We start from the raw sequence: 26778 nt of genomic DNA on the forward strand, positions 1-26778 counted from the left end.
TTTTTATTTATAAAATCCTTCATTTATTTAATTATCTTCCAAAAATATTTTAGTCCCGTCATTAAATATAACTCTCCAAGCTGGAGTAGCCTTTCCACCTATGGTGTTACTAGAGGGGTCAAGATAGTAACATATTGATATTTTCTCTATTGTCTTCCCATATGCTTCCTCCATAGCTAATAGCTTAAGTAAGGCTCTAGGAGCAGACATAATAGTTAAAGTAGTAGAGTCATCAGATTCTGCTGATTCTATCCAATATCTTTCAAATTTATTTATCCCTGTGGAACTAATAGTAAATCTCATGTAACTCTTTTCAAAATAGAATCCATCGATAAACTTTGTAAATTCAATAAAATAAACATCATCATCATTACTAATAACACTTAATTTATAATCATCAGCTAAAAAGCCTTTATCCTGAATAAACTCCTTTGCAATATTTTCTGCCATAGTTTGTGTTAGGTTATCGTATACAGAAACTATGTTAGCATTCTCGTAAATTATTTCATTATCATTTCTTATACTAAGATTTTCATTTCCATTAGTATAAAAATCGCTATCATTGATGGTCTCTTTGGAGTATTTGCTGCCTAAGAAGTTACTGATTATATCTTGGGAGTCATATACTTCATACTTGATTTTATATAATGGCATAGATGGTATATCCTTAGGTATATCCACTGCTATATTAATATTCTTTTCTAGCAAAACAGCCCTTACATCATTAATAAAATTATCTCCTACTAATGGAGCATTGGTATTTCTGCTATTTATCAGCACATAAGCTAGAAATATATTTGTGATGATAAAGGCAACTATGAGAATATTTTTCGCCTTTGACCAGTCCATATTAATTTCACCATCCAAATAAGTTAGTTATCTTGGATTCCCCCCGTTTTCTACATAACCATCATAAGCATCAAATATATAGCTATGTCCTGCCACATCTATGATCCAGACTGGCTTTAAGTATTGACTTCCCTCCACTGATGAATCGTAGAATGCTAAACTTGCATTCTCAATAGCTAATTTGAACTTTTCATCTAATTCATCTGCAGATAGTATATCTATATTTATGTTATTGTACTTAATGTATTTTGCTTTAAGTTCACCGTAGTTTTTATTAATTACATCATAAGCAGACAACATATCTTTATATTTTGGTGTTACTGTCCCAACTTCCTTCCATATATGCCTTTTGTATGATTTTACTTGATTATTAAACATTTCAATTTCTATAGAGTTTAGGGCTACATTTTCATCTGATGCTACAGTTAGTCCTTTAAGTTTATATTTAAAGGTAAACCTATATCCCTTATTGTTTTCAAATTCAATTTTGTCTACCTTATATAGGTATGTATCTTTAGGCCTACCCATATGAGTATCTATAAAGTCTATAGCATTATTGAGACTCGTAATAGGGTTCCCAGCCTCTGCATTTGCTTCAACAGCTTTAAAAAATTCAAGAGTACCATTTTCATGAATCTTCAAAGTTCTTTGGCTATCAATGTATATCACTGAGCCATCATTTTCCTCGATTCTTCGTATATATGCTAAGTCCCTATTAAAAAATAAGGATGCTATATTATTCTCCTCTAGTTCACTACTTATGTCGATTTCTTTTTGCACATGTACCTGTGGTAAATTAAAATTTATCTCCCAAGGAATATATGTGTTATTTTTATTCTCACTTGAAAACAAATCCTTTACTGTATACACTCTTGTATAATCACTTTTACTTATGTTGTCAATTTCATTCTTTATATTCTCATCACTAAAGTTTACTCCACTAATTTTTATATGGTTCTTTCTATCGCTAATCACAATAAAATTTTCCCTTGGGAAATCTAGGTAGATATATATACTATTAATCTTTCTGATAGACTCATTGATTGAGGATGAAATATCAGCATCAAACATTTTTCCAAAAACAAATGTATATATATCATTAGAGAAAAAGAAGCCAATAGATCTTTTTGTCCTATTTTCTTCAAATTCTTCATCAGTCATTTCTTCAATTTTAATATTCTTTGATTGGAATGCTGCTTTAAGTATTTCCTTACCTTTATCCCAAAGCCCGTGGCTCTCATCAATATACATAATGGCACGATTATTCCCGCTAAAATTGATGATATATTTTTCAGGTAAAATAAAGTCAGATAATACACTTTCTTTAACATCATCGGATTCTTGTCCAAATGCAAAGGAACTAAATAATTCCTCTGGGAATTCAACCCATAGTTGTTGTACAAGATAAAACGTTATAAGAACTAAAAAAGCTAGTAAAAAAGATTTTGCTCTTTCTCTTTGCTTCATATTTATCATCTCCAAAGAGATACTATTATTTATTATTTATCAAATTTTTTATAGTCTCTATAACAGGAGATATAATAGCATTTTTAGCGTTATCTAAAGTCTTAGCTGCATCATCTATTCCTTTACAAAGAACATACTTTACGTCTGTATAGGTATTATATCCATCTTTTTTTGTAACAACAATTTTATAAAGTCCTTTTTTTAGCTCTATTTCCTTTGGGTATACACCACTATCATTTAACTCTACATCTTCAGATAAGAGTAAGCTATAGTCCTCATCTTTTGCAGACTCAATAAGCTTTTCAATGGTTTTAACGTCTTCCTGTATCGCAACATTTGTATTTAAATATACTTCTAGAATCACATTTGAGTCTTTTTTACCTTTAATAGTAATTAAAATAACGTCTCCCTCTGTCTGTATACCATTTTCACTATTTACATTTATTTGTACTTCTTTTTCAGTTTTTTGAGTTTCTACCTTAACAGCCTGTTTGGTAACTGTATCATCACCAGCATATGCCATATTGCTTGTAATACTAACAGTTGCCAGTACTAGTGCCATTGCAAGGAGTTTTCTAGACATAATAATTCCTCCTCATACCATATAATACTACATTTTCATTATATACTAATTTTATTACAAACATATTACAGTGCAATTAAATTTGAATTACACATAGACTTATTTTAAAGGTAGTATTATGTCAACAGTTGTTCCAACATTGCATTCACTATTAATTCGAATCTCACCATTATGGGCTTCGATGATTTGTTTAGCAATGGAAAGACCTAATCCAGTACCACCCATCTCTCTAGATCTTGCTTTATCTACTCTATAAAATCTCTCAAATATTCTGTTTATGTCTTCCTTAGGAATTCCAATTCCATTATCCTTAACTGTTATAGTCACTCTCTCAGAATCTGAGTTTGCTCCAATTTCTATTGTCCCATTATTAGGTGTATATTTGATTGCATTGGTAATTATATTTAGTATCACCTGCTCTATCCCATCTTTATCAGCTAAAACTTCCCCAATATCTTCCTTAATATTCAATTCTATCTTTTGATTTTTTTCCTCTGCTGATATTCTAATCTTTAGATAAATACTTTTTAAAAGTTCGTTTACTTTTATAGATTTTTTACTCCATTTCGTTTGTTTATAATCTAAATCAGAAAGCTGTAATAAATCTTTCACAATTCTTGCCATCCTATCGCATTCACTATCTATTACAGACAAGAAGTTCATTGAGATTTCCTTATCATCAATAGCACCATCCATTAATGTTTCGGTATAGCTTTTTATAGTGGTAATAGGCGTTTTAAGCTCATGAGACACATTAGCCACAAATTCCTTCCTCATATTTTCGAGTTTTTGTTGTTTTGTTATATCTTGAAATACTATTATCATACCACCTATATTAGAGTTTTCGTCTATTAGCGGCGCATATTCTGCATTATATACCTTAGAATCAATCTCAATTATTTCACTGCCTCTCCATTTCTCTTCCTTTGAGATACCCCTTATAGTTATCCTATTGTTTTTTTCGTCGAATATTTCATCATACTGTATCTCGCTTAGTTCTTCAGGTTTTACCTTAAGCATATCTAAAGCTACTGGGTTTGCATGTATAATCTTTCCATCTAAAGAAACTGCAATTACACCATCAGCCATATGAGTAATTATGGTGTCTAGCTTGCTTTTTTCCTTATTCACTTCTGCAAGAGTACTTTTTAACTTTAGGGTTAAGTAGTTAAACATACTTGCAAGCTGGCCAATTTCATCATCTGATTTAACCTCAACAACTTGGTCAAAGTCTCCTTTAGCCATTCTTTCTGCTTTTTTAGTTACATCATTAATCGGTTCTGTTATACTTCTAGCTATTAAAAAACCTATCAATACAGTAATGGCTAAAGCTAAAGCTGTAGCCTTTATTAAAATCGTCTTCGATTCTTCTAATGTATTATACATATCTGTCAGGTCAGACGTTACATATATAATCCCTTTTATCTTTCCATTATCTGACAATACCGGGTAGGCTAAGTGTTTTGCTCTACTTGTGCCATTGTCTATAGAGCTATAGCCTTCTCGCTTTTCACCATGCTTTTTTGCATCAATAATTAACTCAGCCTGAATCTGGCTAAGGTTAAATGCACTTTGTCCTATTATTTTATTGTTACTAGAATTACTAGCGATTATTGAAGAAATACTAGTATTGTCTATAATATATATTATCTCAGTTGCATAAACAGGAAGCTGTTTTACATCTGTTTGGATTTCCTCCTTAACTAGATTCCAGTCATCATTCTTCGAAATATTGTTAGACATGTTTATTAAATTTCTAACCCTTGTCTCCATCGTTCTTGTAGCTTGATTTAAGTGATGATCTTCAAACTTTCTTATGATGAAAGCCATAACAATCACCATAGCAATAAAAACTAGGAGGAAATATACCACTATAAACTTCCACCTAATGCTCTTAAACATTAATTAGCCCCTCCTAAAGTAGTATCCAACTCCTCGCTTTGTGAGAATATACTTATATTCTCCAGAACTATCCTCTACTTTTTCTCTTAGTCGTCTTATAGTTACATCAACCGTCCTAATATCACCGTAATATTCATAGCCCCATACCTCTTCTAATAGCTGCTCTCTAGTAAATACCTGTTCTGCCCTTGTAGCTAAGAATTTCAACAGTTCGTACTCTCTTTGAGTAAGGTCGATAACCTTATCATTTCTTCTCACTTCATACTTGCTAGCATCTATTACTAAATCGCCAATATCTATAATCTCACTGTTATTTGACTGGCTAAATAGTTCTGTTCTCCTTAAGTTTGCTTTTACTCTGGCTACTAGCTCTCTCATACTAAATGGCTTAGTTATGTAATCATCTGCCCCTAGCTCTAGTCCCAGTACCTTGTCCACTTCTTCCTCCTTTGCAGTAACCATTAGAACTGGAGTTTGAAGTTTTTGCCTTATTTCTTTTAATACTTGAAAACCATCTTTTTTAGGTAACATGACGTCAAGAAGAATCAAGTCTGGATTATCGTTAAGAGTTTTATTTATTGCCTCTTGTCCATCATAAGCTATAATTACATCATAGCCCTCTTTTTTTAAATTAAAGCTTATTATATCAGCTATAGGCTTTTCATCTTCCACAATTAATATTTTTTTACTCATGATATGCACCTCAAATAATGAATTTTATTACTTCATCTATCTCAATTAAATAGTATTCTATCTATCTTATATTCTATATAATAAATTTATTTCCTTCTTACAAATTCTGTGATATTTCACAAATAAGAAAAGCTTCTATCGATGATTTGAAAATTAAGGAAGCTTTTCTTGAACCACTGCATATACGACTTGCACGAAATCAAAGCTTTCGACAACTTGCTTAAAACTCATTGAAAAAAAAGTTCTTGATTATAAGGATTATAAAGTAGAGTTTTTCTGTTCGTTATAAAAAATAAATAGCAAAAAAGTCTCATAGAAAAGAACTAAAATATGGACTTTATGCCCTTGACACATTTTGTAAAAAAAGATAGAATATTCTTGAAATATCTAAAGCCCCCTATTTTCTTATTTTTTTACAATATAAAGTCAACCTATTATTAGACGGTTGACTTTATATATTTGTTTCATAAATTCTTATAATTTAAATTTTAGTCAAACCCATTATACTCAAAAATATTAGTCTTAAAAACTACCTTTGCAGACTTGTTTATGCTGTTTCCTTTTCCCAGTATATCAAGCATATTTCTCATTTTATCAAATCCCCAAGTGTCTGATATTCCTTTTACTATTTCAAAAGACTTCCTATAGGCAACATTTTGGTCAATATCATCAAATCTTTTATCCAAATCCTCTAAAGTAATTTTATATTCATCAGGGCTATACTCCTGCCATTCAAATCCTGTAAGCTTATACTCAGTATATAATGCCAACCCTTCAGTAAGCCACATGGGATAGTTACCTCTAGTTATATCATCTATTAGTAGATGTGTAAATTCATGGAGTACTGGACCGTTATACTCATATATTTTCTCAAGATTTTCAGTATCTTTAATCCATGCTCTTGGAGATAATATATTAATTACTCCACTATAGTACACCCCTATAGGTGTGCTCCCTCTATTGAACCTTAAGTTTTCTATAAAAGCCTTTTCATCTTTATAAATAATCACATCACTCTTTGAGGATGGGATATACTCATACATATTACATATGCTTTCATGGTATTTATCTGCTATACTAGCAGTTAATTTTGCATACTCTTCATCTTCTTTTTCATATCTAATTATAAAATTTTGTGTTTCTAATATTTCAAAATCCTTTGCGTAACTTAGAACCCTAGCTTTTTCAATATGCTTTACTATTGGATAAAAAGAAACCTGTAGTATTTCAAACTGATATATAAACACAGCAACTAATGCTGCTATTAATAATATTACTATAAGGGTAGGACCCCTCACTAATTTAACTTGCATACCAACTTCCCCCTTTTAAATTCATATGTATGAGGGAATAGCAATATTATATCATAATATTATGTAAACTTCATTGTTAAATTTTATAAGTCAATCCTCATCAGTTAAAATCTTTCGTTATGAAAAACACCCAAAATTTTTTACTCTTGCTCTAGGAGTTCTGATATTGTAACAAATTTATATCCTTGATTAATTAACTCAGGCAATATTACCTTTAGAGCTTCGATAGTTTGATTTTCGCTTGCTTCATTGTGGTCATGAAATAAAATGATGTCTCCATTTTGAGCTTGAGATATTACTGTTTCAGCTATTTTATCTGCTCCAGGATTACTCCAGTCTTTAGAATCTTGATAGTATGTCCATAGGATTAACTTACATTGATTTCTTAGTGCTACGTCATATACTGTCTGATTATAAGTACCATAGGGCGGCCTAAATACCCTAGCCTCTTTTCCTGTACTGGCAAGAATAATTTCTTGAGTTTTGTCAAATTCCTCCTCTACTATTTCTAAATCTTTATTCTTCATATTTATATGATTATAGCTGTGAATACCTATTTCATGCCCTTCTTCTCTTTGCCTAAGTAATATTTCGGGATACATCTCTCCATGCTTACCTAAAATAAAAAAGGTTGCTTTCACATTGTACTCCTTAAGTATATCTAGTATTTCATGTGTGTATATTGGATGGGGACCATCATCAAATGTTAGTGCTAAAACTCTTTTGTCTCTAGGCCCATTAGATACTATGTTAGCTGCTTCAGCTAACTCGTCTAAGCCATTGAAAAAAGTGGGCTTTGACTTACTTTGAAATATAAAAATAGAAGCTATTATAATTATAACTATATTAGCGGCTATTCCAATCCTTACTTCTTTTTTTAACATTGTAACTCCTCCATTTGGTTATATAACTAATATAATTATATTATCAAACTTCAATCTATATGCAACAAAACTCAGCATCGCTTATTCATGCTGAGTTTTGTTGTTATATGTCATGTACTACTCTATTTATCCACTTATCAGAAATCAATCTCTTTACTGCAAAGAAGCATTTTACCATTTCCTCTGCAGTAAGCAATGCTACTACCCAATAAACTGGCAGCTTTAAGAAAATAGCTCCAATAAACGACAAAGGCACTCCTATAGCCCACATTGTAAAAGCCTCAAGCTTTAATGAATACTTAGCATCTCCTCCACCCCTTAAGACTCCTACTATAAGAATAATATTTAACACTCTCATTACCATTATGACAGCTGTTATATATAGTATCATAAGGCTATCATGCACTACTGTATCTGAGACCTTAAATATGTTAAGCATCCCTCTTGCTGTCACAGCTATGGTAATAGCTATAAATACTCCTGTTATAACTCCTAATGCTGATAGCCTATATGCATAATCCTTGCCTTTTTCTTCTTCTCCTGCACCTATTAAATTACCAACCATTACTGCTGATGCGTTTGCTATACCAAAGACTAGTACCATATACAAGTTTGATATAGTGCTAGTTATTTGAACTGAAGCTATTGCCTGAGTTCCTATCCTTCCATATGCCACTGAATAAACTACAGCCCCCAGTCCCCAGCATATTTCATTGAAAACTACTGGCAATATGGTTTTAAAGGACTTTACTACATAAGTTCTATCAAAGCTTAGCATATCTCTAAAGCCAGCAGCTAATGTTCCCTTACCTATATAAACACAAATTATCAATAATACAGTCTCTGCTATCCTTGCTATAAGAGTAGCTAATGCTGCTCCATTGACTCCCATTTCTGGCATTCCAAAATTCCCAAATATAAGCATATAATTAAATAATGCATTAATAGTTAAGGCCACCACACTAACTATCATAGGAAGTATGGTTTTTCTAATAGATCTTAATGCACTACTATAGGCAAGTGTAACTGCTGTAAATATATAGCTTAGACCTACTATTCTTAGATAATCGCTTCCTAGTTTGACTACATTAGTATCTTTATTAAATATTTTAATTATAGCCTCTGGTATAACTAATGCTATAAATGTAAATATTAGAGAAATTAATGTTCCAATTGAAAGTGACAGGCCTAGCATCCTTTTAATATTTGTCTCATCCTTATTGCCCCAAAATTGAGAAATAAAGATATTTGCTCCACTATAAAAGCCCATAATTAGTATGGTAAAGAAAAAGAATAGTTGATTTGCTATCCCTACTGCTGCAATTTCTGTCTCTCCCACTCTGCCTATCATTACCGTATCCAGCATATTTAAAGACGATGCTATTAAATTCTGAATTACAATGGGTAGTGCTATGGTAAACAATATCCTATAAAATTCTGAATCTCTAAATAGTCTATTAAAATATTTTCTTTTCAATTTCTGTCCTCCTCTCTCATAGGCAAAAATAAACCACCTTGAAGTTTTTCAAAGTGGTTTGCTTCTTCACTCATAAGGAACACTATACTTCTTAATATCCTAATTTCATTTATATAATTATACCACATTATCTCTACTTCTCAAGTATAATTTCATACGCCATACTCTAAAATTTATTAACACTTTTTGATACTGCTGCATAGATTAAAGCATAGGAAGGTGAAGGTAATGAGAAGAATGAATTCAAAAATATGCCCTGTTTTAAGTGCAAAACTACAAACCCTATCTAATGAAGAGCTTCCTGTTATAGTTAGAGTCAGAGAAAACCATAAGGATAAGCTAAATAACTTGGCTCATAATATGGAGGGTAAAATTAAAAGAAACCTTCCTTTAGTTGATGCCATTGCATTAAATATGCATATGGGTGAAATAGATAGATTATCTAAAGACCCAAGCATTGAATATATAAGCTATGATTCAAAGGTATTTGCTCTACTAGACATCGCCAATGCTTCCATAGGAGGCAGTTTTCCTCGTGAAATAGGCTTAACAGGTGAAGGTGTGACTGTAGCAGTAATAGATACAGGCGTGGCACCTCACAATGATCTAACAAAACCAAAAAATAGAATTATTGGATTTAAGGACTTTGTAAACAATAAAACAGCACCCTATGATGACAATGGTCATGGAACACATGTTGCTGGAATAATCGCTTCAAACGGTTTTTCTTCAAACAGAAAATATATGGGTATAGCTCCTAGTGCCAATATTTTAGCTGTAAAAGCTCTAGATGAAAGCGGAAGCGGAAATACTTCTGATATAGTATCAGCTATAGAATGGGTTGTTAAGACTAAGGATCAATATGATACGAAAGTTTTAAACCTTTCACTTGGAAGTCCAGCAAACAATGCCATAAGTTCAGACCCTTTAGTAAGAGCAGTTGAAGCAGCTACTAAAGCCGGTCTTACTGTAATAGTGGCAGCAGGAAATAGTGGCCCTTCAGCTAAAACTATTTTATCTCCTGGAAATAGTCCCAATGTAATCACAGTAGGGGCTGTAGATGATAAGAGAACTGCTGATCCCAGTGATGATACAATTGCTAACTTTTCAAGTCGAGGTCCCACAAAGGAAGGGTTAAAAAAACCTGATGTAGTGGCTCCTGGAGTAAGTATAATGTCTTTATCTAATAAGTCAGCCGATGGATATGTTACATCAAGCGGTACTTCCATGGCTACTCCTTTAGTATCAGGTTCCGCAGCTCTTCTATATAGCAAATATAATAATTTGACTCCAAGTCAAGTAAAAGCCATGTTCATGAATTCATGTAATGACTTAAAGGATAAGCAAGAAAATCAAGGAGCTGGAATCATAGACTTAAGAAAACTGTTTAAAGCTGAAGAAAGTCAGCCTCCTAAAACTACACCACCACTTAGACCACGTTTTCCCATATCGCCGCTACCCCCTAAGAAGGAGAAGAAGGTAGCGTCATCAAACTCCTTTAATGATATTATAATAATCCTAGTTCTAATCTTATTGATTCTAGCAATTAGTGATAAATAGTAAAAATAATAAAGCCCACAGATGTGGGCTTTGCTATACTCTATTGATAATTTTTACCTAAATATTTATATGGATCTTGAGCTACTCCGTTTTTCCTAACTTCAAAGTGTAGATGAGGTCCAGTGCTTCTGCCTGTATTACCTACAGCAGCTATATGTTGACCCTTATACACCTTTTCTCCTTTTTTCACATATATCTTACTACAGTGAGCATATCTAGTGGTAAATCCTCCACCATGATCTATCTCGACCATATATCCATAGCTACCATTAGATCCTGAAAATGTTACAGTTCCTCCATCGGCTGCATATATTGCAGTACCTGTCCTAGCAGCAAGGTCTATACCTGTATGGGCTCTTCCCCATCTACTTCCAAATCTAGATGTAAGAGTACCTCTAGTAGGCATTTGGAAGCTTCCTGTTCCCTGCTTAGGAGGCGGGTTCTTAGTTCCCTTAATTACTATTTGTGCAACTGGCTGGGATAATATAGTTTCTTTAATTATTTCCTTAGCCACTTCTATTCCATTATGTTTTTCCACTTTAGCTACTATTTCGCTTTTACCTTCTACTCCTTTTTTCTTTACAGACTGTTGGTCCTTGTACATATTGTCACTGTATTCATATTGGGTTTCAAATTTTATATTTTCAGTATAAGTTTTTTCTTCGTATGTTGCTACTGTTAAAAAAGGCTTGGGCACTATTAAGCTTAGTTCATCACCTGGATGTACTAATTCTGAATTCTTACCCGGGTTAGCCATTTCTAGTTCTTTTACACTTATATTATATTTCTTTGCTATCGTCCAGTAATTTTCGCCTTTCTCAACTACATGAATTTTTTCTTCATCGGTTCCTTTCTGAAGTAGTTCAAGAACTTTATCAGGGTCTTCAATTTTAGAAACTGGTACTTCTCTTTCCACTATCTTTACATCTTCAACTATTTTTATCTCCTCAATTTTTGAGCCTTCCTGCTCTGCAATCTGAAGATAAGGCTTTTTAATCTCTTCAATTATTTCCTTTGCAATGGATTCAGATTTTAGATATGAAAAATCTTCTCCATTTATATTAATTGCATATGCAACAACATTAAACGTTATATTTGACTTGATTTTATTTTTAATACTAGTCTTATTAGTCAGTTCTTCATTTTCTGCATGAACTTCTTCAAAGGATAATTTTTCTTTTATGACTACATCAAGTCCTTGTTCTTTTACCAAACTCTTATGTATAGAATCATATATATCTAATACATCCTGTTTATCTCTAACGACTCCAATATCTATGTTTCCAAGCTTAACGTTAAATGCTCTTGTAGCAATTTCATGCTCTACTTCCTTTTGATATTGATAAAACTTAACTACAGAAAAGGTAAGAAATAAAATGGCAACTACTGCAATTATGCCAGTTCTTGCGTTTAAAATGTTCTTATCAAACTTCAAGTTTTTAAACCTTTTAAATTTATCTTTTGGTATTTCAATATTTATTTTCTTAACACTAGAAGCTTTCTCAGTAATAAATTTCTTAATTTGAGTTAGTTTGATATTTAATAAACTCTTGGTTCGATTTTCTTTCGAGCCCTTCATGATCTAGCTCCCTTCCATCCTGTAATATAACAGTAATCCTTTTGTAACAGGATTGTAATTTTTCGCACAACTAGATTATATCATATTTTTATCATTTGACAACCCTTATTTAAAGTCCATATTTTTGTTATTTTTTTCATATTGCTACTCTTTTATACTCTATTATACATATTATTATCTAATTTTTTGTCGATATAATATTAACGTTAAAACCTAAGGTATCCTGACCTTGAAATTTAAAGTTATACTTACCTTTAACCTTTACTTTTTCGATTAATCTACCTAATGCTTCTACCTTAACTCCTTCTGGAACTATTATATTAGCTAAATAATAATTAGTTACATCATCAGGTTTATTTTTTTTATATGTGGTTTCAAGCTTCCATCCATTATTATATTCTGCTGCAATAGGATACCAGTTCCTTAATATATATTTAGTTGTTCCTTCCTTTGAAATATGCGCTAAATGAGAGATATCCATTTCATACTTTATTTCAATATCTAATTTATTTCCTTCCTCTAACTCTTTATCTAAATTAACCATTAATAAACTGTTGTTTTTTCCCACTATTTTATAGCTAGCTTTTTTGTTTCTCACTTTCACATATTCTATCACTCCTATTTTAGTAAGTAGTTTTTCCTCTTTATTGGACGATTTTTCTCCAACATCTTGATATTTTACATTTTCGAGCATAATTATCTCATTAAGATGAAAAAATAGCTTATCTATACTTTTGTTAGTCTTGTTTATATACTCTATATTTTCTAACACAGATAGCTTCTCCTGCGCTGGGAAGAACTCTGCTTTAATAGTATATTTGTTCATTTCTTTAATAGTGTTTATATTCCATGTCAATTGGACATCATCTTCTATGAAAATATATAAAGCTATAGGTACGGCTGCTACTAAGAGGAGCAAGAGAATTTTAATTATAATCTTTTTTATTAAATATTTCATTATTTACCTCCTAGTATTTTTGTTGTCCTGTTATTAATATATTTTACTCTATAAGAAATATGACCAAAGGTATGATATAATATTTGTATGTAATAAGTTGATTGGTAGGTGATATGTATGTCCTTCTTTTTAGAAGTGACTGATTTAGATTTTGGTGATACTCCTATAGAGAATATTTTTATAAATGACTATATGCCTATGGCAGACGGTACGTATGTAAAAGTTTATTTATTAGGATATAAATATGCTAAGGATGATGACGAGAAACTCTGTGTAAACAACGAAAGTATATCTAGACAATTAAATATTCCTTTGACTGATGTATTAAAAGCATGGGACTTCTGGGAACAAAAGGGAATCATTGTAAAGCATAAAAAGGAGGATGCAGATGAATATGATTATAAGGTTGAGTTTTTAAATTTAAAGCAACTATATATTAAAAACAATTATGTATTAAAGTCTCAAGCAAATTCTATAAAAAATAACACTTCTATCTATACATGTACTGCAGAGGATTTGGTTGAATCTAATAAAATTCCAAGTATTAATGAAATGTTTACTTCTATTGACTATATAGTAAGACGTCAGCTTGTTCCAAATGAAAAAAGAAAAGTCCTAGAATGGCTATATAACTACAATATGAGTCCTGAAGTAATAGTTAAAGCATTCTTTTATGCTGTGGAACAAAAAGGTAAAAGAAATATTAACTATGTTGAGGGTATAGTAAGAAACTGGTATGATATGGGAATTACAAATCTTGATATGCTTGAAAAGCATTCAAAAACTCAGGATGAGAGATTTTATAGCTATGATAGAATAATGAAATCATTAGGATTTAGCAGTAGGACTCCAAGTGAAGCAGAGATGAAAGTAATAGATAAATGGTTTGATGAATGGAAGTTTACTATGGAAGTCATACTAAAGGCCTGTGAAAATACAAAAAAAACTGCAAATCCAAGTGTTAATTACATAGACGGGATATTATCTAAATGGAAAGAGAAAGGAATATCCTCAGTAGATGATATTGCAGTGAAAGATAAGCCTCAACCTCCTAATTATCAAAGCTCCAATAGTACTGCTTCACCAAGAGGTGCTAAAGCTAAAACTAGATTCCATACTGCAGAACAAAGAACTGCAAAATATACTCCTGAAGAGTTAGAAGCTATTGCAAGAAAAAGAAGAGGATGATTATTATGGATAAGTCATACATAAAGGAAATATTAAGAGAATATGAAAAACGAAGAGAAAATGCGCTATTTCAGCAAAAACTTAGACAAGAAGAAGTATATAACAAAATTCCAAGATTAAGAGAAATAGATACTGAAATATCTAAAACTGGAATATTAATAGCCACTGCCATGCTTCAAAACTCGCAGTCTTATGAAGAAAGCTTGGATAAAATAAAGACGGAAATGGAGAAGTTAAAAAGAGAAAAAGCCATACTTATGACTGAAAACAATATTCCTTTAGAGTACTTAGACATTAATTATACATGCAATTCCTGTAATGATACTGGTTTTTTAAAAAATGGCTCAAAATGCAATTGTCTCACACAAGAGCTTATAAATAAAGCTTATAAAATGTCTGGGGTTCAACATGTCCTTGAAAAAGAAAACTTTAAGACATTTGACATCAACATATTTTCAACTGAGCCCTTTGAAGGTGAAGAGTATTCTCCTAGAGAAAACATGTTAAATATACTAAATATATGTGAAGGTTTTTGTATTAACTTTGACGAGGATAATGAAGAGAATTTGCTTTTTTATGGCACCACAGGCTTGGGTAAAACGTTTATGTGCAACTGTATAGCAAAAGCTCTATTAGATAGAGGAAAAATAGTAATATATCAAACTGCTTTTAAAATTTTAGAAATAATCGAAGAGCATAGGTTTAGGAAAGGCTCACAAGTTGATATGGACGATAATAATTATAATTTATTGTTTGATGCTGACCTCTTAATAATTGATGATCTAGGGACTGAACTTACAAATACTTTCACTAATACGGAAATATTTAATATCATAAATTCCAGGCTTTTTAGAAGGAATAAGACTATTATCTCTACTAATCTTTCCTTAATGGAAATAGCAGAAACCTATGATAATAGGACATTCTCTAGAGTCTTTGGAAAATTTACTCCACTTAAATTTTATGGACCTGATCTAAGATGGGAAGCTTAGGATAAATAATAATTTCAAAAACAATAGCTTAAACACAAAATAGCAAGATAGAGCCATCTTGCTATTTTTGTGTTTAAAGCTTTAGATTTGTATATACTCGCTCTATAAATATGAAAAAAGCCGTCCCGATTCTAACAATCAAAACAGCCTTTTTATATGGAGCTGGCGAAAGGAATTGAACCCTCAACCTACTGATTACAAGTCAGTTGCTCTGCCAATTGAGCTACGCCAGCATATTCCTTACTTTAAAATGGCGACCTGGAAGGGACTCGAACCCTCGACCTCCAGCGTGACAGGCTGGCATTCTAACCAACTGAACTACCAGGCCAGGTAGTAATTAATTTATTGCTTTGCAGTATAATGGTGGGCGCAATAGGGCTCGAACCTATGACCCCCTGCTTGTAAGGCAGGTGCTCTCCCAGCTGAGCTATGCGCCCATTATTTTATGGTGACCCTACCGGGATTCGAACCCGGGTTACCGCCGTGAAAGGGCGATGTCTTAACCGCTTGACCATAGGGCCATTAATGGTGACCCATCCGCGACTCGAACGCGGGACACCCTGATTAAAAGTCAGGTGCTCTACCGACTGAGCTAATGGGTCAAGTCTTTTTTGGACTACTCTTAATATATTACAGCATAGGACAACCAATGTCAACAGTTTTTTTATAATTTTTAAAAGGTAATATGTCCCAAAATATATACAGTCTAAATACGCTTTTATAAAGATGATATAAAACTAAGTAAGCTATTCTTGGAGAATATAAGATCAGGTTCTTTAAATAATAACACCTAAGCAAGGCTTTAATATCTGCTATAAAAATAACTACAAAAAATTATCCATCAAATTTTTATAAATCAAAAAGACTTTTATTGAAGCTCATTAATAGAAGGCTCTTGGTTATAAGAATTACAGAGTAAAACTTTTCTATTCCTTATAAAAATAGGTTTAGCTTATGCGCCAAACCTATTTTTATCCACAGTTTTTTAAAAAAATCAATTGACTTATCCACATACTAACAGACATATGCACAAATGTTCGATACTATTATGTGGATAAGACATATATAGATTACCTTTTTTGAACCTTCATCTCATAGTATTTACAATAAACTATATTATTTTTGATTGTAAAATACTCTTCATTCCATACATGACTTTTCTCATCGTATGCTTGCTCCATAAGGTTTGAGTGCTTTGATTGGTACTCTCGTGTTATTTTGAATCCACATTTTTCATAGCATCTTATTGCACGCTTATTAAATTTAGCCACATCTAAATACAAGGTATTCATTTTCATAACATCAAAATAATAACCTAATACGGCCATTAATGCGTCAGAACCATATCCTCTATTCAGTACATCAGGATTAAATACTATGCCAAGTCTAGCAGCTCTCATTATCTTTTTGATGTTCCTTATATTTATATAGCCTATCATTCTATCTTCCTCATCTAAAACTGAAAAACATCTAGTATTTTTTCTAGAAGTCCTATAATTAAACCAGCTTCTAACCTCATCATCACTAAAATTCGGAAAATTATAGTCCTTAAATAATGGATCATCATGCTTACCCCAGTTTCTCATCTCAAGCACATCTTCATATGTCAGCAACCTTACCTTAACCCTATTTCCTCTTACTTCACACACTAGCCTCTCCCCCTGATTTTAGAGTGTGGTTTCACAATTTTCTATTGTCTCGGTTTTTCTAAATTTAAAAACTTGGTGTATTCTCCCATAAATACTAGCTCTACAGTACCTGTAGGTCCATTACGATGTTTTGCTATAATAACTTCCCCAATATTTTTCTTTTCAGAATCAGGGTGATAATAATCATCTCTATATAGAAACATTACAATATCAGCATCCTGCTCTATGGCTCCAGATTCACGAAGATCTGAAAGTATAGGTCTATGATCAGCCCTAATTTCAGGTGCACGAGATAGCTGTGATAGGGCTATTACTGGACAATCCATCTCCTTAGCCAACCCTTTTAATCCTCTTGAAATAGCTGAAATTTCTTGCTGCCTATTTTCATTTCTTCCTTCACCTGACATTAGCTGCAAGTAATCTATCATTATAAGGTCTAAACCCTTCTCCATCTTAAGTCTCCTGCACTTAGCCTTCATTTCCATTAAAGTAATACCTGGTGTATCATCAATAAATATTTTAGCTTGAGACAGTGGTCCCATGGCCCTTAAAAGCTTTGGCCAATCTTCTTCATCTAGTCTACCATTTATTATCTTCTGTAGTTCCACATGAGATTCAGAACTTAACATACGCTGTACCAACTGTTCTTTTGACATCTCAAGACTAAATATGGCTACCGATGCATTTCCTTTTAATGCAGCATTAACTGAAAGATTAACGGAAAAGGCAGTCTTACCCATAGATGGTCTAGCTGCGACAAGGACAAGGTCAGATTTTTGGAGGCCTGATGTCTTTTGATCCAAATCTATAAAACCTGTTGTAAGCCCAGTCAAATCACTCTTATTTAATGCCATTTGCTCAATTCTAGAGAAACTTTCAAGAAGCACTTCTTTTATAGGATCCAACCCTTCACTACTTCTTTTTTGAGTAATCTCAAATATTTTTTTCTCTGCTGCGTCTATGATTACATTTATATCTTCATCTGCTTCATATCCCTTTGCTATAATATCATTAGAAGCACTAATGAGTCTTCTTAGTATTGATTTTTCTTCAACTATTTCACAATAAAATCTTATGTTGGCAGTAGTAGAAATAGCCTCAGATAAATCTGCAAGATATAAAATTCCTCCTACAGCATCTAAGGTATTCCTTTTTTTAAGCTCATCAGACAAAGTTATTAAATCTACTGGCTCATCTCTATTATAGATTTCTAAAATTGCCTCATATATTTCCCTATGAGCTTCCTTATAAAAATCGCTAGGCTTTAATATCTCTGTAGCTGCTATTATTGCATTTTTATCAAGTATCATTGAACCTAATACTGACTGTTCACCTTCAATGCTATGAGGAGGTACTCTGCCTAATGCTTGCATTTCGGTTGACATACTATCACCTCTTTAACTGTGTATAACGAACACAAGATACTAGATGAGTAAGTGCATCAAGTATCTTGTAATGTCTAGTCTATTCCTCTGTTACTTTTACCTTCAATTTTGCTGAAACATTAGGATATACCTTTACATCTACTATGGTAGTTCCTATAGTCTTTATGTTCCCACCTTCAATGTCCATTTTTCTTTTATCTATGTCTATATTATGTTGCTTTTTAAGTGCATCTGATACATCTTTTGTTGTTATGGAACCAAATAGCTTCCCATTTTCACCTGATTTTCCTTTTAACTCTACAGTCAATTCTGATATCTTTTCTGCTAGTTCTTTAGCTTTAGCAAGCTCCTCTTCCTCTTTAATTCTCTTTGCAGCTTTTTGTTCTTCTAATACTTTCACATTTCCCTCTGTTGCTTCCTTAGCAAGATTTTTAGGAAATAAAAAGTTTCTTGCATATCCATCCTTTGCGTTAACTATTTCTCCTTTTTTGCCTAGTCCTTTTACATCTTGAAGTAAAATAACCTTCATTATTTTTCACCTTCCTCAAAATATTCTCTTATTGCTTCTTTTAGCATTTCTTCTGCTTCATCTATATCCACATTATCTAGCTGGGCTCCAGCCACCGCTAAATGACCACCGCCACCTAGCTTTTCTAGTATAAGTTGTACACTAATATCACCTAGGGACCTTCCACTAATGTGTATTCTTCCATCACTGACAACTAAAACAAAAGATGCCATTACTCCATTTATATTGAGAAGGTCATTTGCTGACTCAGCAGCTATGAGAACAGAATCCTTGCTTTCTTTTCTTAGTTTAGATATGGCTATTTTATCGTCTATTATTTTAGCTTCTTTTACTACCTCAGCTTTTGTAATAAATGTATTTATATCATCCTTGAAAAGTTGTCTCACAGAAGTAGTATCAGCTCCTGCCCTCCTTAGAAAGGATGCAGCTTCAAATGTCCTTACTCCTGTCTGGAAAGTAAAGTTTTTAGTATCTACAGTGATACCTGCCAAAAGAGCTTCTGCCTCAAACTTATTGATACTTATCTTTTCTCCCATATAATTAAGTATCTCTGTAACTAACTCACATGTAGAGGATGCATATGGTTCAAGATAAGATAATACTGGGTCCTCAATAAAGTCTGCCCCTCTTCTATGGTGGTCTATAAGCACAACCTTATCAATTATTTCCAGAAGATGAGGTGCTTCGGCATAGCTTGGTCTATGGTTATCTACTAAAACACACAGAGATTCTTTGTCTGCTAAATTTCTAGCTTGCTCTGGCGTTATAATATCTTCTAAATACTCTGGATGTTCTGTTTTTAGTCTATCAAAAATATTTTTTATAGATGGATTTACTCCGCTTAAAACTATATAGGCTTGCTTATCTCTATTTTTAACAGCCCTATATATCCCTATAGAAGCTCCAAAGCTATCCATATCTCCATTCTTATGTCCCATAATAAAAACTTTTTCCGATTGGTCAATAAGCTGTCTTAAAGCATGAGATATTACCCTTGCTTTTACTTTAGTCCTTTTCTCAACGGCCTTACTCTTTCCTCCATAAAAACTTAATTTATCTATTCTTTTTACAACTGCTTGGTCCCCACCCCTACCTAAAGCTATGTCGAGGGCAGCATTTGCATATTCAAATTGTTGACTAAGACTTTTACCATTTACTCCTATACCTATGCTTAGTGTTACAGGTATTCCGTTACCTAAGTCTACTTCCCTTACACTATCAAGAACTTCAAATTTCTTAGCTTCTAGAATTTCTAAATATTTATTTTCAAAAACCAATAAATATTTGTCATTTTCATATTTTCTAATAAACCCGCCTACTCTAGAAGCTAGTGAGTTAAGAATTTTATCTACCTCAACAAACACTATAGGTCTACTGGCTTCATCTGTGTTGTTTCTGACATCGTCATAATTATCTATTTGAATTATACCTACATTAACCTTTTCATCATTGTACTTAGTCTTTAATGTCGTAAAACCTGTATTATCTATCCAATATAGCATTATAATATATTCTTCTCTATTTTCTCTGCTTTTGCCTTTCTGAACAACATTATACAGAACCTTATAATATTTGTCCTTAATAGATACTTCTATAGGTGTGTCTTCTTTCCTATTCAGAATACTGTCTATGTTAAATCCTAGCATAATATCCTTAATGTTTTCATCTAGGAGCTTTTCTGAGTCAGCTATCTGAAGGAATTTTGTATTATACCAAGTAATTGTACCATCAGTTTCCACCATTACAAGAGGTATTGGCAAGTTTATTATAGCATATTTTGTAGCTGTATCTAGTCCAGTAGTCAAGCTCTCTATATACTTTGTCCATTCTAGTTTCTTAAGATGGATGTTTTTCCAATGATAATATATTAGATATCCTAATAGTAACACTCCTATTGCAGCAATCCTCGGTTCATAGAAAGCAATAATAACTATTAGAACTCCAATTATTAGCAAATAGAGCTTTGAATCTGGAACTAGAATATTAAATATTCTTTTATTTGACATAACTTTTCCTCCCCTAAGGAGTTTATTCCACTCTTTTCAATTTTCTAAAATCCAGCCCTGCATCTAGGAATCCTATGAGTGAAATTATTAAACTCAGTGGAACATTTATAATTATTAGAAAAATAATTATGGCCTTTACAATCTTATGCATCTTTCTCTTATTCATCAAGAAAACCACAACTGACAATCCTTGAATGAAAAAAACAAAGGATATTAAAATTATCGTATTAATAAATATTGTCTCATAATATAAAATTTTCATATATCTAAATACTAAAGCTGCTCCTATTATGACTAAAGAACCCATTATAGCATTATTAGGAAGCCTAAAGTGCATAAATCTAGGTATTTCAACTGATTTATAGCCTAATCTTTTAAGTATTGCAGTAGACATCCAATAGTTCAGATATACAATGAAAACAGAAGAAATTATTATAATTGCAGGTATCATTATTATTATAGTCTCTACTGTTGCTATTAACATATCTTTTATTACAGACATTTCATATGTAGAAAGCTGCATTTCTTTTAGTATGTCTAGCTGAATCCTCAGAGATTCCGTCAAAGTAGCATTAATCTCGGATAAGAAGCTAACACCTGTCACATACCCCATAATTGCTATTGATATTAGTATAGTTACTATGGCAGCCATGGCTCCACAAATTAATATTTGCTGTGGTTTATACTTATTATTTATCATATAGGTTAGTACTATAGAAATCAACCCAAATGCTAAAAATATTAGAATCCCAGTAAATATATCAGTGAGTACTCCGATTAGTATGCTAGAGCATACTATTGAATATATATTGTATCTTGTCTTATGCCTTACTCCAAGAATTATAAAAGGTACAGGATAAAAAAATATGATTATAGGAACTATACTATACCCAAAAATTATAATCAATGTCATAATTGTTGTTATAATAGCAGTCTCTGCAATCCGGGTTGTTTTTTCTCCTAAGTTCAATTTATTCACCTCAAACTCTTTTTCTCTTTAAATGCTCCAATAAACTACCTATGTCTCCATACCACTTCTCAATTTTATGTTCCTCTAAAAGAGCCAATTTAGCTTTTTCTTCTACTTTTGTATCTATGCTTTCATAGGATACACCGAGTCTTTTTCCAAGTAAGTATGTTACAAATATTACATTTGATATTGCATCAAGAACTGCATCGTGACTATTTTGAATACCCCTTACTAGAAGATCATATAAGGAAGCAACAGCCATAAGAAGCTCGCTTTTAAGCCACTCTATTACCTTTATATTTTTTGTCACATCAATATTCTTGTCATTTAATGACATAGTTAATCCCCCCTCTATACATTATACCAAACCATTGACCCTTTAACTATTTTTTTATGCATTATAATCCATAAAGTAATTTTTTATGCAAAAGCATTATCTATGTCAATTGAGTGAGTATATGAGTATTTCAGGAAATCGGGTTAGGTCATAAAAAAAACAAAAGAGATATACTACATATTATATAATATACCTCTCTTCTATACTATTTAAATTTAAAATTAGTCTGCTGTATATGGTAAAAGTGCAACTTGTCTTGCTCTTTTTATAGCACGAGTTAACTGTCTTTGATGTAAAGCACAGTTTCCTGAAATTCTTCTAGGAAGTATCTTTCCTCTTTCAGTAACATATTTCTTAAGCTTATTTACATCTTTATAGCTTATGCTAGTAGCATTATCAACACAGAAACTGCAAACTCTCTTCTTAGTTCTAAATTTTCTTCCTGGTTGTGCCATTCTCTTTCCCTCCTTCTAGAATGGAATATCATCATCGTCCGTAGGATGGAATCCATCCATATCTATATCCATACCGAAATCTCTGCTCTGATTAAAGTTTTGATTAAATTCTCTATTTTGACTTTGGCTACCTTGTCTAGCTTCTCCCCATTCAAGGAATTGAACTCTATCAGCTACTACATCTGTAGTATATCTCTTAGTTCCATCTTGAGCTGTATAGCTTCCTGTTTGAATACGTCCTTGAATTGCTACAAGTCTGCCCTTAACTAAATAGTTTGCACAGTTTTCAGCCTGTTTTCCCCAAACTACTATATTTATAAAGTCTGCCGTAGGTTGTCCTTTACTCTCAAATTCCTGCTTTTTTTCTCTCGATAAGTCTTTATCCACCGCTATGCTAAATCTAGAAACTGCCATTCCAGTAGACAGATATCTCAGTTCAGGGTCTCTTGTCAATCTTCCAATGAGTACTACACTATTCACAATTACACCCCCATACGGCTCTATTATTCATCTTCTCTAATTATCATGTGTCTAATTACATTGTCTGTAATTTTAGCAATTCTGTCTACTTCATCTACAACATCTGCACCAGAAGTGATATTTAATAGTACATAGTAACCTTCTTGAAAATCATTGATTTCATAAGCAAGCTTTCTGCTTCCCCATACATCAACATTATCAACTGTACCATTTGTCTCAACTATACCTTTGAATCTTTCAACAAGAGTATTTCTTGCTTCTTCTTCCATATTTGGTGCAAAGATTAAAACAATTTCATATTTTCTCATGTGTTTCACCTCCTTTTGGACTAAACGGCCCTATCTATTTAATAGAGCAAGGATAACATACTACATCACAGTATTATATCACTTATTATGTATAAATACAATAAAAATTATCATAAACATCATTTTTCTTTCTAACAACAGATTTAGATAACTATTTTTCATATCTTTAATATTAATCATGTATCATTAAACTGCTTCTAGCCAATTCATTTACTTTATCATGTAATAATGATTGCTTTCCTTTCATTTCTTCTGCTTTAGCTATATTGCCAATAGCCTTATAATATTCATATGCATACCATAATGCCAAGTATTCAAATCTAACATCACCAGAACTTAATAATAAATCTATATCACTAGAATTTATGTTTTTAATACTTGTGCCCCTCTCTAGTTCATCAACTGAGTCTATACTAAGCACTAGATAATGAATTCTTAAACAGGCTTCCATAACTTCTTTTTTTGTTTTGCTTTTTAGCATAGAATATACTGCAATATCAGACCATCCACCATCAAATTCAATTTTAAAAGAATAAATTGTAAAAACTAATGGCGCAAGTGTCAGTGATAAAATAATTGGTAACATTCGACTATTTCCAAAAAACACAAATATTAATATAAATAGTAGTAAAACAAAAATAACATTAGATATTGGACCAGCTAAAATTACTTTTCTAGTGACTCTGTTTAACTTTTCTGAGTCCATAATCACATCTTTTTCTGGTACAGTTTGGCAAAGCCCATTCCATTCCTTAAAAAAAGAAATTTTTAGTCCTTTCTCAGCTCTATATATCTTAACAGGACCTACAGTGATTGAAATAAATCTGTGTCCATTAATGAGAGCTGCTATCAGATGCCCAACTTCATGTATGATAATAGAAAAGTACCACAGTAAATAAGAGCCAATTATTATAAACAATGCATAAGCTATATGCCTAATTATACTTATCATTTCATCACTCCCAATATTAATATAAATAAACTGCCCACCACTTAAGGAGTGATGGGCTTCTAGTCAATATAGCTAATGATATAAGTTTACCCAAGCTCCTATGGAAAAGAGTCACCGTTTTTGCACATTACAATGTAATAAGGCTCTTTATACTTGGTAGCCTGCTTATATTTACTTCATTTATTTGTTTTTCTCCTCGTTCTCATATAGATAGTAGTAAAAACCCTTTCTACTCATAAGCTCGTCGTGATTACCAACTTCTACTACTCTTGAATTGTGTATACATACTATTTTATCAACATTTTTGATAGTAGATAGTCTATGAGCTACTATTATTTTTATACAATCTAGCTCATTAAGATTTTCATAAATAGCTTTTTCTATTAAATTATCTAAATTGCTTGTAGCTTCATCAAAAATAATCATAGAAGGATTATTGACAAGAGCACGTGCAATTAATATACGCTGTCTTTGTCCACCAGAAAAATTCATACCTTGCTCAGAAACTATAGTGTCAAATTTCAAAGGTGTATTCATTATATCATCAAATATAAGGGCTTTTTTACATGCAGATATAAGTTCCTCTTCTGTAACATCACGATTCATTACAATATTGTCTCTAATTGTTCCAGTAAATAGTTTGGATTCTTGTAGTACCACACCTGCAGAAGATCTTAAGCTTCTTACATCCATATCATTTATATCAATTCCATTATATAGTATCTTTCCAGAAGAAACCTTATAAATTCCCAATAATAGTTTTAAAATAGTACTTTTCCCAGACCCAGATAGGCCAACAAAAGCAACACTTTGTCCTCTTTCTATATACATATCTATGTCCTCTATTATGTTATTTCCAAACATATTATATTTATAAGATATATTTCTTAATTCAATACTATTTAACACAAATCTTTCATTGTTTTCCAGCTCAACTTGCTCTGGTGTACTATTAATTACATCCTTAATCCTCTTAAAATAAACATCTAGTGCAACAATAGTAGAAACATTCTGACCAATGCTAATAATTGGATCTACAAAAGCTCCTGATACAGAGTTAAATGCAAATAAAACTCCTATTGATATAATATCTTGCTGAACCATTTTAGCCCCTAGCAATAAAACTGATATTGGGATTACTGTTCTAATAGCTGAAGTTATAGCATCTGCTATTATCTGAATGATATTTATGTGCTTACTAGATCTCAGTTCAACATCATAGCTTTTCAACCATTTATCTATAAAAACTTTTTCTCCTCCTAATATTATTATATCATGTTCGGAGAAAACCTGTCCTATTTAGTATAACCTATCCAGAGTTATTTCCACTAGTATCGATTAAAAAACTTCTTTTAGAAATAAAAATTTATATTTTATAGAGATTATCGTGTATAATAGGATTATATAATCATAAAGATATTCAAGTTGGAGGTGCCTACTAATGAAGGAAATCATATTGGCAGGAGGATGCTTTTGGGGTGTAGAAGAATATATGTCTAGAATAGATGGGATAATAGAGACTAGAGTTGGTTATGCAAATGGTACAACTCATAATCCTAGCTATGAGGATGTATGTAAGGGAAACACAGGCCATGCAGAGGCTTGCATAGTCAGATATGACGAAAATATCATTTCATTAGAAGAGTTGCTAGACAAATTTTGGAAGGTGATAGATCCTACATCTATCAATAAACAGGGTGGAGATGTAGGTCATCAATACAGAACAGGAATATACTATATAGACGATGCAGACTTACCTATTATAGAAAAATCATTAGAAAAAGAGCAAAAAAAATATGACAAAAAAATAGTGACAGAGGTAGAGCCTTTGAACTGCTTCTATAGTGCAGAAGAATATCATCAAAAATACTTAAAGAAAAATCCTGGAGGCTATTGTCATATAGATTTAAGCTCTATGTAAACAATAGACTTAGCGAGGTGAAAAACAATGGATAAAGACTTTTTTCAAGCCTTCTTAATAAGATTTAGAGTAAACTGTAATTTAAGAGCAGGCTTTCTTCCTATTAATTATAGAGATATGGAATTCCCTTTTAGAATATACAAGGGGGCCTATAATGAAACCAGAGAAGAGCTAATAAAGGAAGAAAACCCAACTGATGAACAACTAAAAATAATTGATGGTGCCTATGAAGTATTTATGAAGCACTTAGAAGAATCTAAAAATTATGGTATTGCAGAAAAAGAAATGATAGAATGGGTAGAAAAAAACAAACCCTTGAGCGAATAGTCAAGGGCTTGTTT

Annotated in this window: 26 protein-coding genes and 5 tRNA genes; 5 read left to right on the top strand and 26 right to left on the bottom strand. The window is 32.2% G+C overall.

The genetic code is table 11. The features are described 5' to 3' along the window. Positions 1-27: 27 nt before the first annotated feature. The 8 genes from yycI to DW1_RS14445 form a co-directional block, all read right to left on the bottom strand. Positions 28-849 (bottom strand): two-component system regulatory protein YycI, encoded by an 822-nt coding sequence (yycI, locus tag DW1_RS14410; RefSeq protein ID WP_143474442.1) that lies wholly within the window; start codon positions 847-849, stop codon positions 28-30. A 27-nt stretch (positions 850-876) separates the two neighbouring features. After that, positions 877-2316, bottom strand: a complete 1440-nt coding sequence (locus DW1_RS14415; protein WP_074351616.1) for a hypothetical protein — start codon at positions 2314-2316, stop codon at positions 877-879. Between the two features lie 25 nt (positions 2317-2341). Continuing rightward, positions 2342-2899, bottom strand: a complete 558-nt coding sequence (locus DW1_RS14420) for a hypothetical protein (protein ID WP_074351617.1) — start codon at positions 2897-2899, stop codon at positions 2342-2344. Between the two features lie 99 nt (positions 2900-2998). Continuing rightward, complete coding sequence (locus DW1_RS14425) at positions 2999-4801, bottom strand: sensor histidine kinase (protein ID WP_074351618.1); 1803 nt, start codon at positions 4799-4801, stop codon at positions 2999-3001. 3 nt (positions 4802-4804) lie between these two features. Next, positions 4805-5494 (bottom strand): response regulator YycF, encoded by a 690-nt coding sequence (gene yycF, locus DW1_RS14430; protein WP_074351619.1) that lies wholly within the window; start codon positions 5492-5494, stop codon positions 4805-4807. A gap of 488 nt (positions 5495-5982) precedes the next feature. Further along, a complete protein-coding gene (locus tag DW1_RS14435) occupies positions 5983-6807 on the bottom strand; it encodes a peptidase MA family metallohydrolase (protein WP_074351621.1) in 825 nt (274 codons plus the stop codon). 140 nt (positions 6808-6947) lie between these two features. Next, positions 6948-7691: a polysaccharide deacetylase family protein gene (locus DW1_RS14440; protein WP_083605700.1), complete on the bottom strand. Its 744-nt coding sequence runs from the start codon at positions 7689-7691 to the stop codon at positions 6948-6950. Between the two features lie 103 nt (positions 7692-7794). Continuing rightward, entirely contained in the window at positions 7795-9168 is a 1374-nt protein-coding gene (locus tag DW1_RS14445) for an MATE family efflux transporter (protein WP_074351622.1), read from the bottom strand. A gap of 228 nt (positions 9169-9396) precedes the next feature. On the opposite strand from DW1_RS14445, the gene DW1_RS14450 reads away from it, so the two are divergent. Continuing rightward, complete coding sequence (locus tag DW1_RS14450; RefSeq protein WP_083605701.1) at positions 9397-10728, top strand: S8 family peptidase; 1332 nt, start codon at positions 9397-9399, stop codon at positions 10726-10728. Positions 10729-10768: 40 nt separating this feature from the next. Here DW1_RS14450 and DW1_RS14455 read toward each other — a convergent pair whose 3' ends face one another. Beyond that, positions 10769-12307, bottom strand: a complete 1539-nt coding sequence (locus DW1_RS14455; protein WP_074351624.1) for a M23 family metallopeptidase — start codon at positions 12305-12307, stop codon at positions 10769-10771. Between the two features lie 178 nt (positions 12308-12485). Beyond that, the gene (locus tag DW1_RS14460) at positions 12486-13265 is read right to left on the bottom strand and encodes a gluzincin family metallopeptidase (protein ID WP_074351625.1); all 780 of its coding nucleotides are present in this window, start codon (positions 13263-13265) and stop codon (positions 12486-12488) included. A 135-nt stretch (positions 13266-13400) separates the two neighbouring features. Here DW1_RS14460 and DW1_RS14465 point away from each other — a divergent pair, with 135 nt between their 5' ends. Then, positions 13401-14453: a DnaD domain-containing protein gene (locus DW1_RS14465; protein ID WP_242942515.1), complete on the top strand. Its 1053-nt coding sequence runs from the start codon at positions 13401-13403 to the stop codon at positions 14451-14453. Between the two features lie 5 nt (positions 14454-14458). Next, a complete protein-coding gene (locus DW1_RS14470) occupies positions 14459-15445 on the top strand; it encodes an ATP-binding protein (protein ID WP_074351628.1) in 987 nt (328 codons plus the stop codon). A gap of 157 nt (positions 15446-15602) precedes the next feature. Here the strand turns inward: DW1_RS14470 and DW1_RS14475 are convergent. The 16 genes from DW1_RS14475 to DW1_RS14550 form a co-directional block, all read right to left on the bottom strand. After that, a tRNA-Thr gene (locus tag DW1_RS14475) sits at positions 15603-15678 on the bottom strand. 18 nt (positions 15679-15696) lie between these two features. Continuing rightward, positions 15697-15773: transfer RNA gene (locus tag DW1_RS14480), tRNA-Asp, on the bottom strand. Positions 15774-15806: 33 nt separating this feature from the next. Next, positions 15807-15882, bottom strand: a tRNA-Val gene (locus DW1_RS14485). Positions 15883-15891: 9 nt separating this feature from the next. After that, positions 15892-15966: transfer RNA gene (locus DW1_RS14490), tRNA-Glu, on the bottom strand. A 5-nt stretch (positions 15967-15971) separates the two neighbouring features. Then, positions 15972-16047, bottom strand: a tRNA-Lys gene (locus DW1_RS14495). A 468-nt stretch (positions 16048-16515) separates the two neighbouring features. Then, positions 16516-17094, bottom strand: a complete 579-nt coding sequence (locus DW1_RS14500; RefSeq protein ID WP_074351630.1) for a GNAT family N-acetyltransferase — start codon at positions 17092-17094, stop codon at positions 16516-16518. Between the two features lie 41 nt (positions 17095-17135). Continuing rightward, complete coding sequence (gene dnaB / locus DW1_RS14505) at positions 17136-18479, bottom strand: replicative DNA helicase (RefSeq protein WP_347499886.1); 1344 nt, start codon at positions 18477-18479, stop codon at positions 17136-17138. Positions 18480-18558: 79 nt separating this feature from the next. Continuing rightward, a complete protein-coding gene (gene rplI, locus DW1_RS14510; protein WP_074351632.1) occupies positions 18559-19008 on the bottom strand; it encodes a 50S ribosomal protein L9 in 450 nt (149 codons plus the stop codon). Then, on the bottom strand, positions 19008-21014 hold the full coding sequence (locus DW1_RS14515) for a DHH family phosphoesterase (protein WP_074351633.1): 2007 nt from the start codon (positions 21012-21014) through the stop codon (positions 19008-19010). Before DW1_RS14515 ends, rplI begins: the two co-directional genes overlap by 1 nt. Positions 21015-21036: 22 nt before the next feature. Continuing rightward, positions 21037-21984: a DUF2232 domain-containing protein gene (locus DW1_RS14520; protein ID WP_074351635.1), complete on the bottom strand. Its 948-nt coding sequence runs from the start codon at positions 21982-21984 to the stop codon at positions 21037-21039. Positions 21985-21994: 10 nt separating this feature from the next. Further along, positions 21995-22321, bottom strand: coding sequence for a MazG-like family protein (locus DW1_RS14525; protein ID WP_074351636.1), 327 nt, complete (start codon positions 22319-22321; stop codon positions 21995-21997). 221 nt (positions 22322-22542) lie between these two features. Next, a complete protein-coding gene (gene rpsR, locus DW1_RS14530; RefSeq protein ID WP_074351638.1) occupies positions 22543-22776 on the bottom strand; it encodes a 30S ribosomal protein S18 in 234 nt (77 codons plus the stop codon). A 15-nt stretch (positions 22777-22791) separates the two neighbouring features. Continuing rightward, on the bottom strand, positions 22792-23256 hold the full coding sequence (gene ssb, locus DW1_RS14535) for a single-stranded DNA-binding protein (RefSeq protein WP_074351640.1): 465 nt from the start codon (positions 23254-23256) through the stop codon (positions 22792-22794). Between the two features lie 23 nt (positions 23257-23279). Then, complete coding sequence (rpsF, locus tag DW1_RS14540; RefSeq protein ID WP_074351642.1) at positions 23280-23564, bottom strand: 30S ribosomal protein S6; 285 nt, start codon at positions 23562-23564, stop codon at positions 23280-23282. A gap of 172 nt (positions 23565-23736) precedes the next feature. After that, entirely contained in the window at positions 23737-24516 is a 780-nt protein-coding gene (locus DW1_RS14545; RefSeq protein ID WP_074351643.1) for a site-2 protease family protein, read from the bottom strand. A 180-nt stretch (positions 24517-24696) separates the two neighbouring features. Further along, complete coding sequence (locus DW1_RS14550; protein WP_347499887.1) at positions 24697-25815, bottom strand: peptidase domain-containing ABC transporter; 1119 nt, start codon at positions 25813-25815, stop codon at positions 24697-24699. Positions 25816-25957: 142 nt separating this feature from the next. Here DW1_RS14550 and msrA point away from each other — a divergent pair, with 142 nt between their 5' ends. After that, on the top strand, positions 25958-26437 hold the full coding sequence (gene msrA, locus DW1_RS14555) for a peptide-methionine (S)-S-oxide reductase MsrA (RefSeq protein WP_074351647.1): 480 nt from the start codon (positions 25958-25960) through the stop codon (positions 26435-26437). Between the two features lie 27 nt (positions 26438-26464). Continuing rightward, positions 26465-26764 (top strand): hypothetical protein, encoded by a 300-nt coding sequence (locus tag DW1_RS14560; RefSeq protein WP_074351649.1) that lies wholly within the window; start codon positions 26465-26467, stop codon positions 26762-26764. Positions 26765-26778 lie beyond the last annotated feature (14 nt).

The organism is Proteiniborus sp. DW1, from assembly GCF_900095305.1.
GTDB lineage: Bacteria > Bacillota > Clostridia > Tissierellales > Proteiniboraceae > Proteiniborus.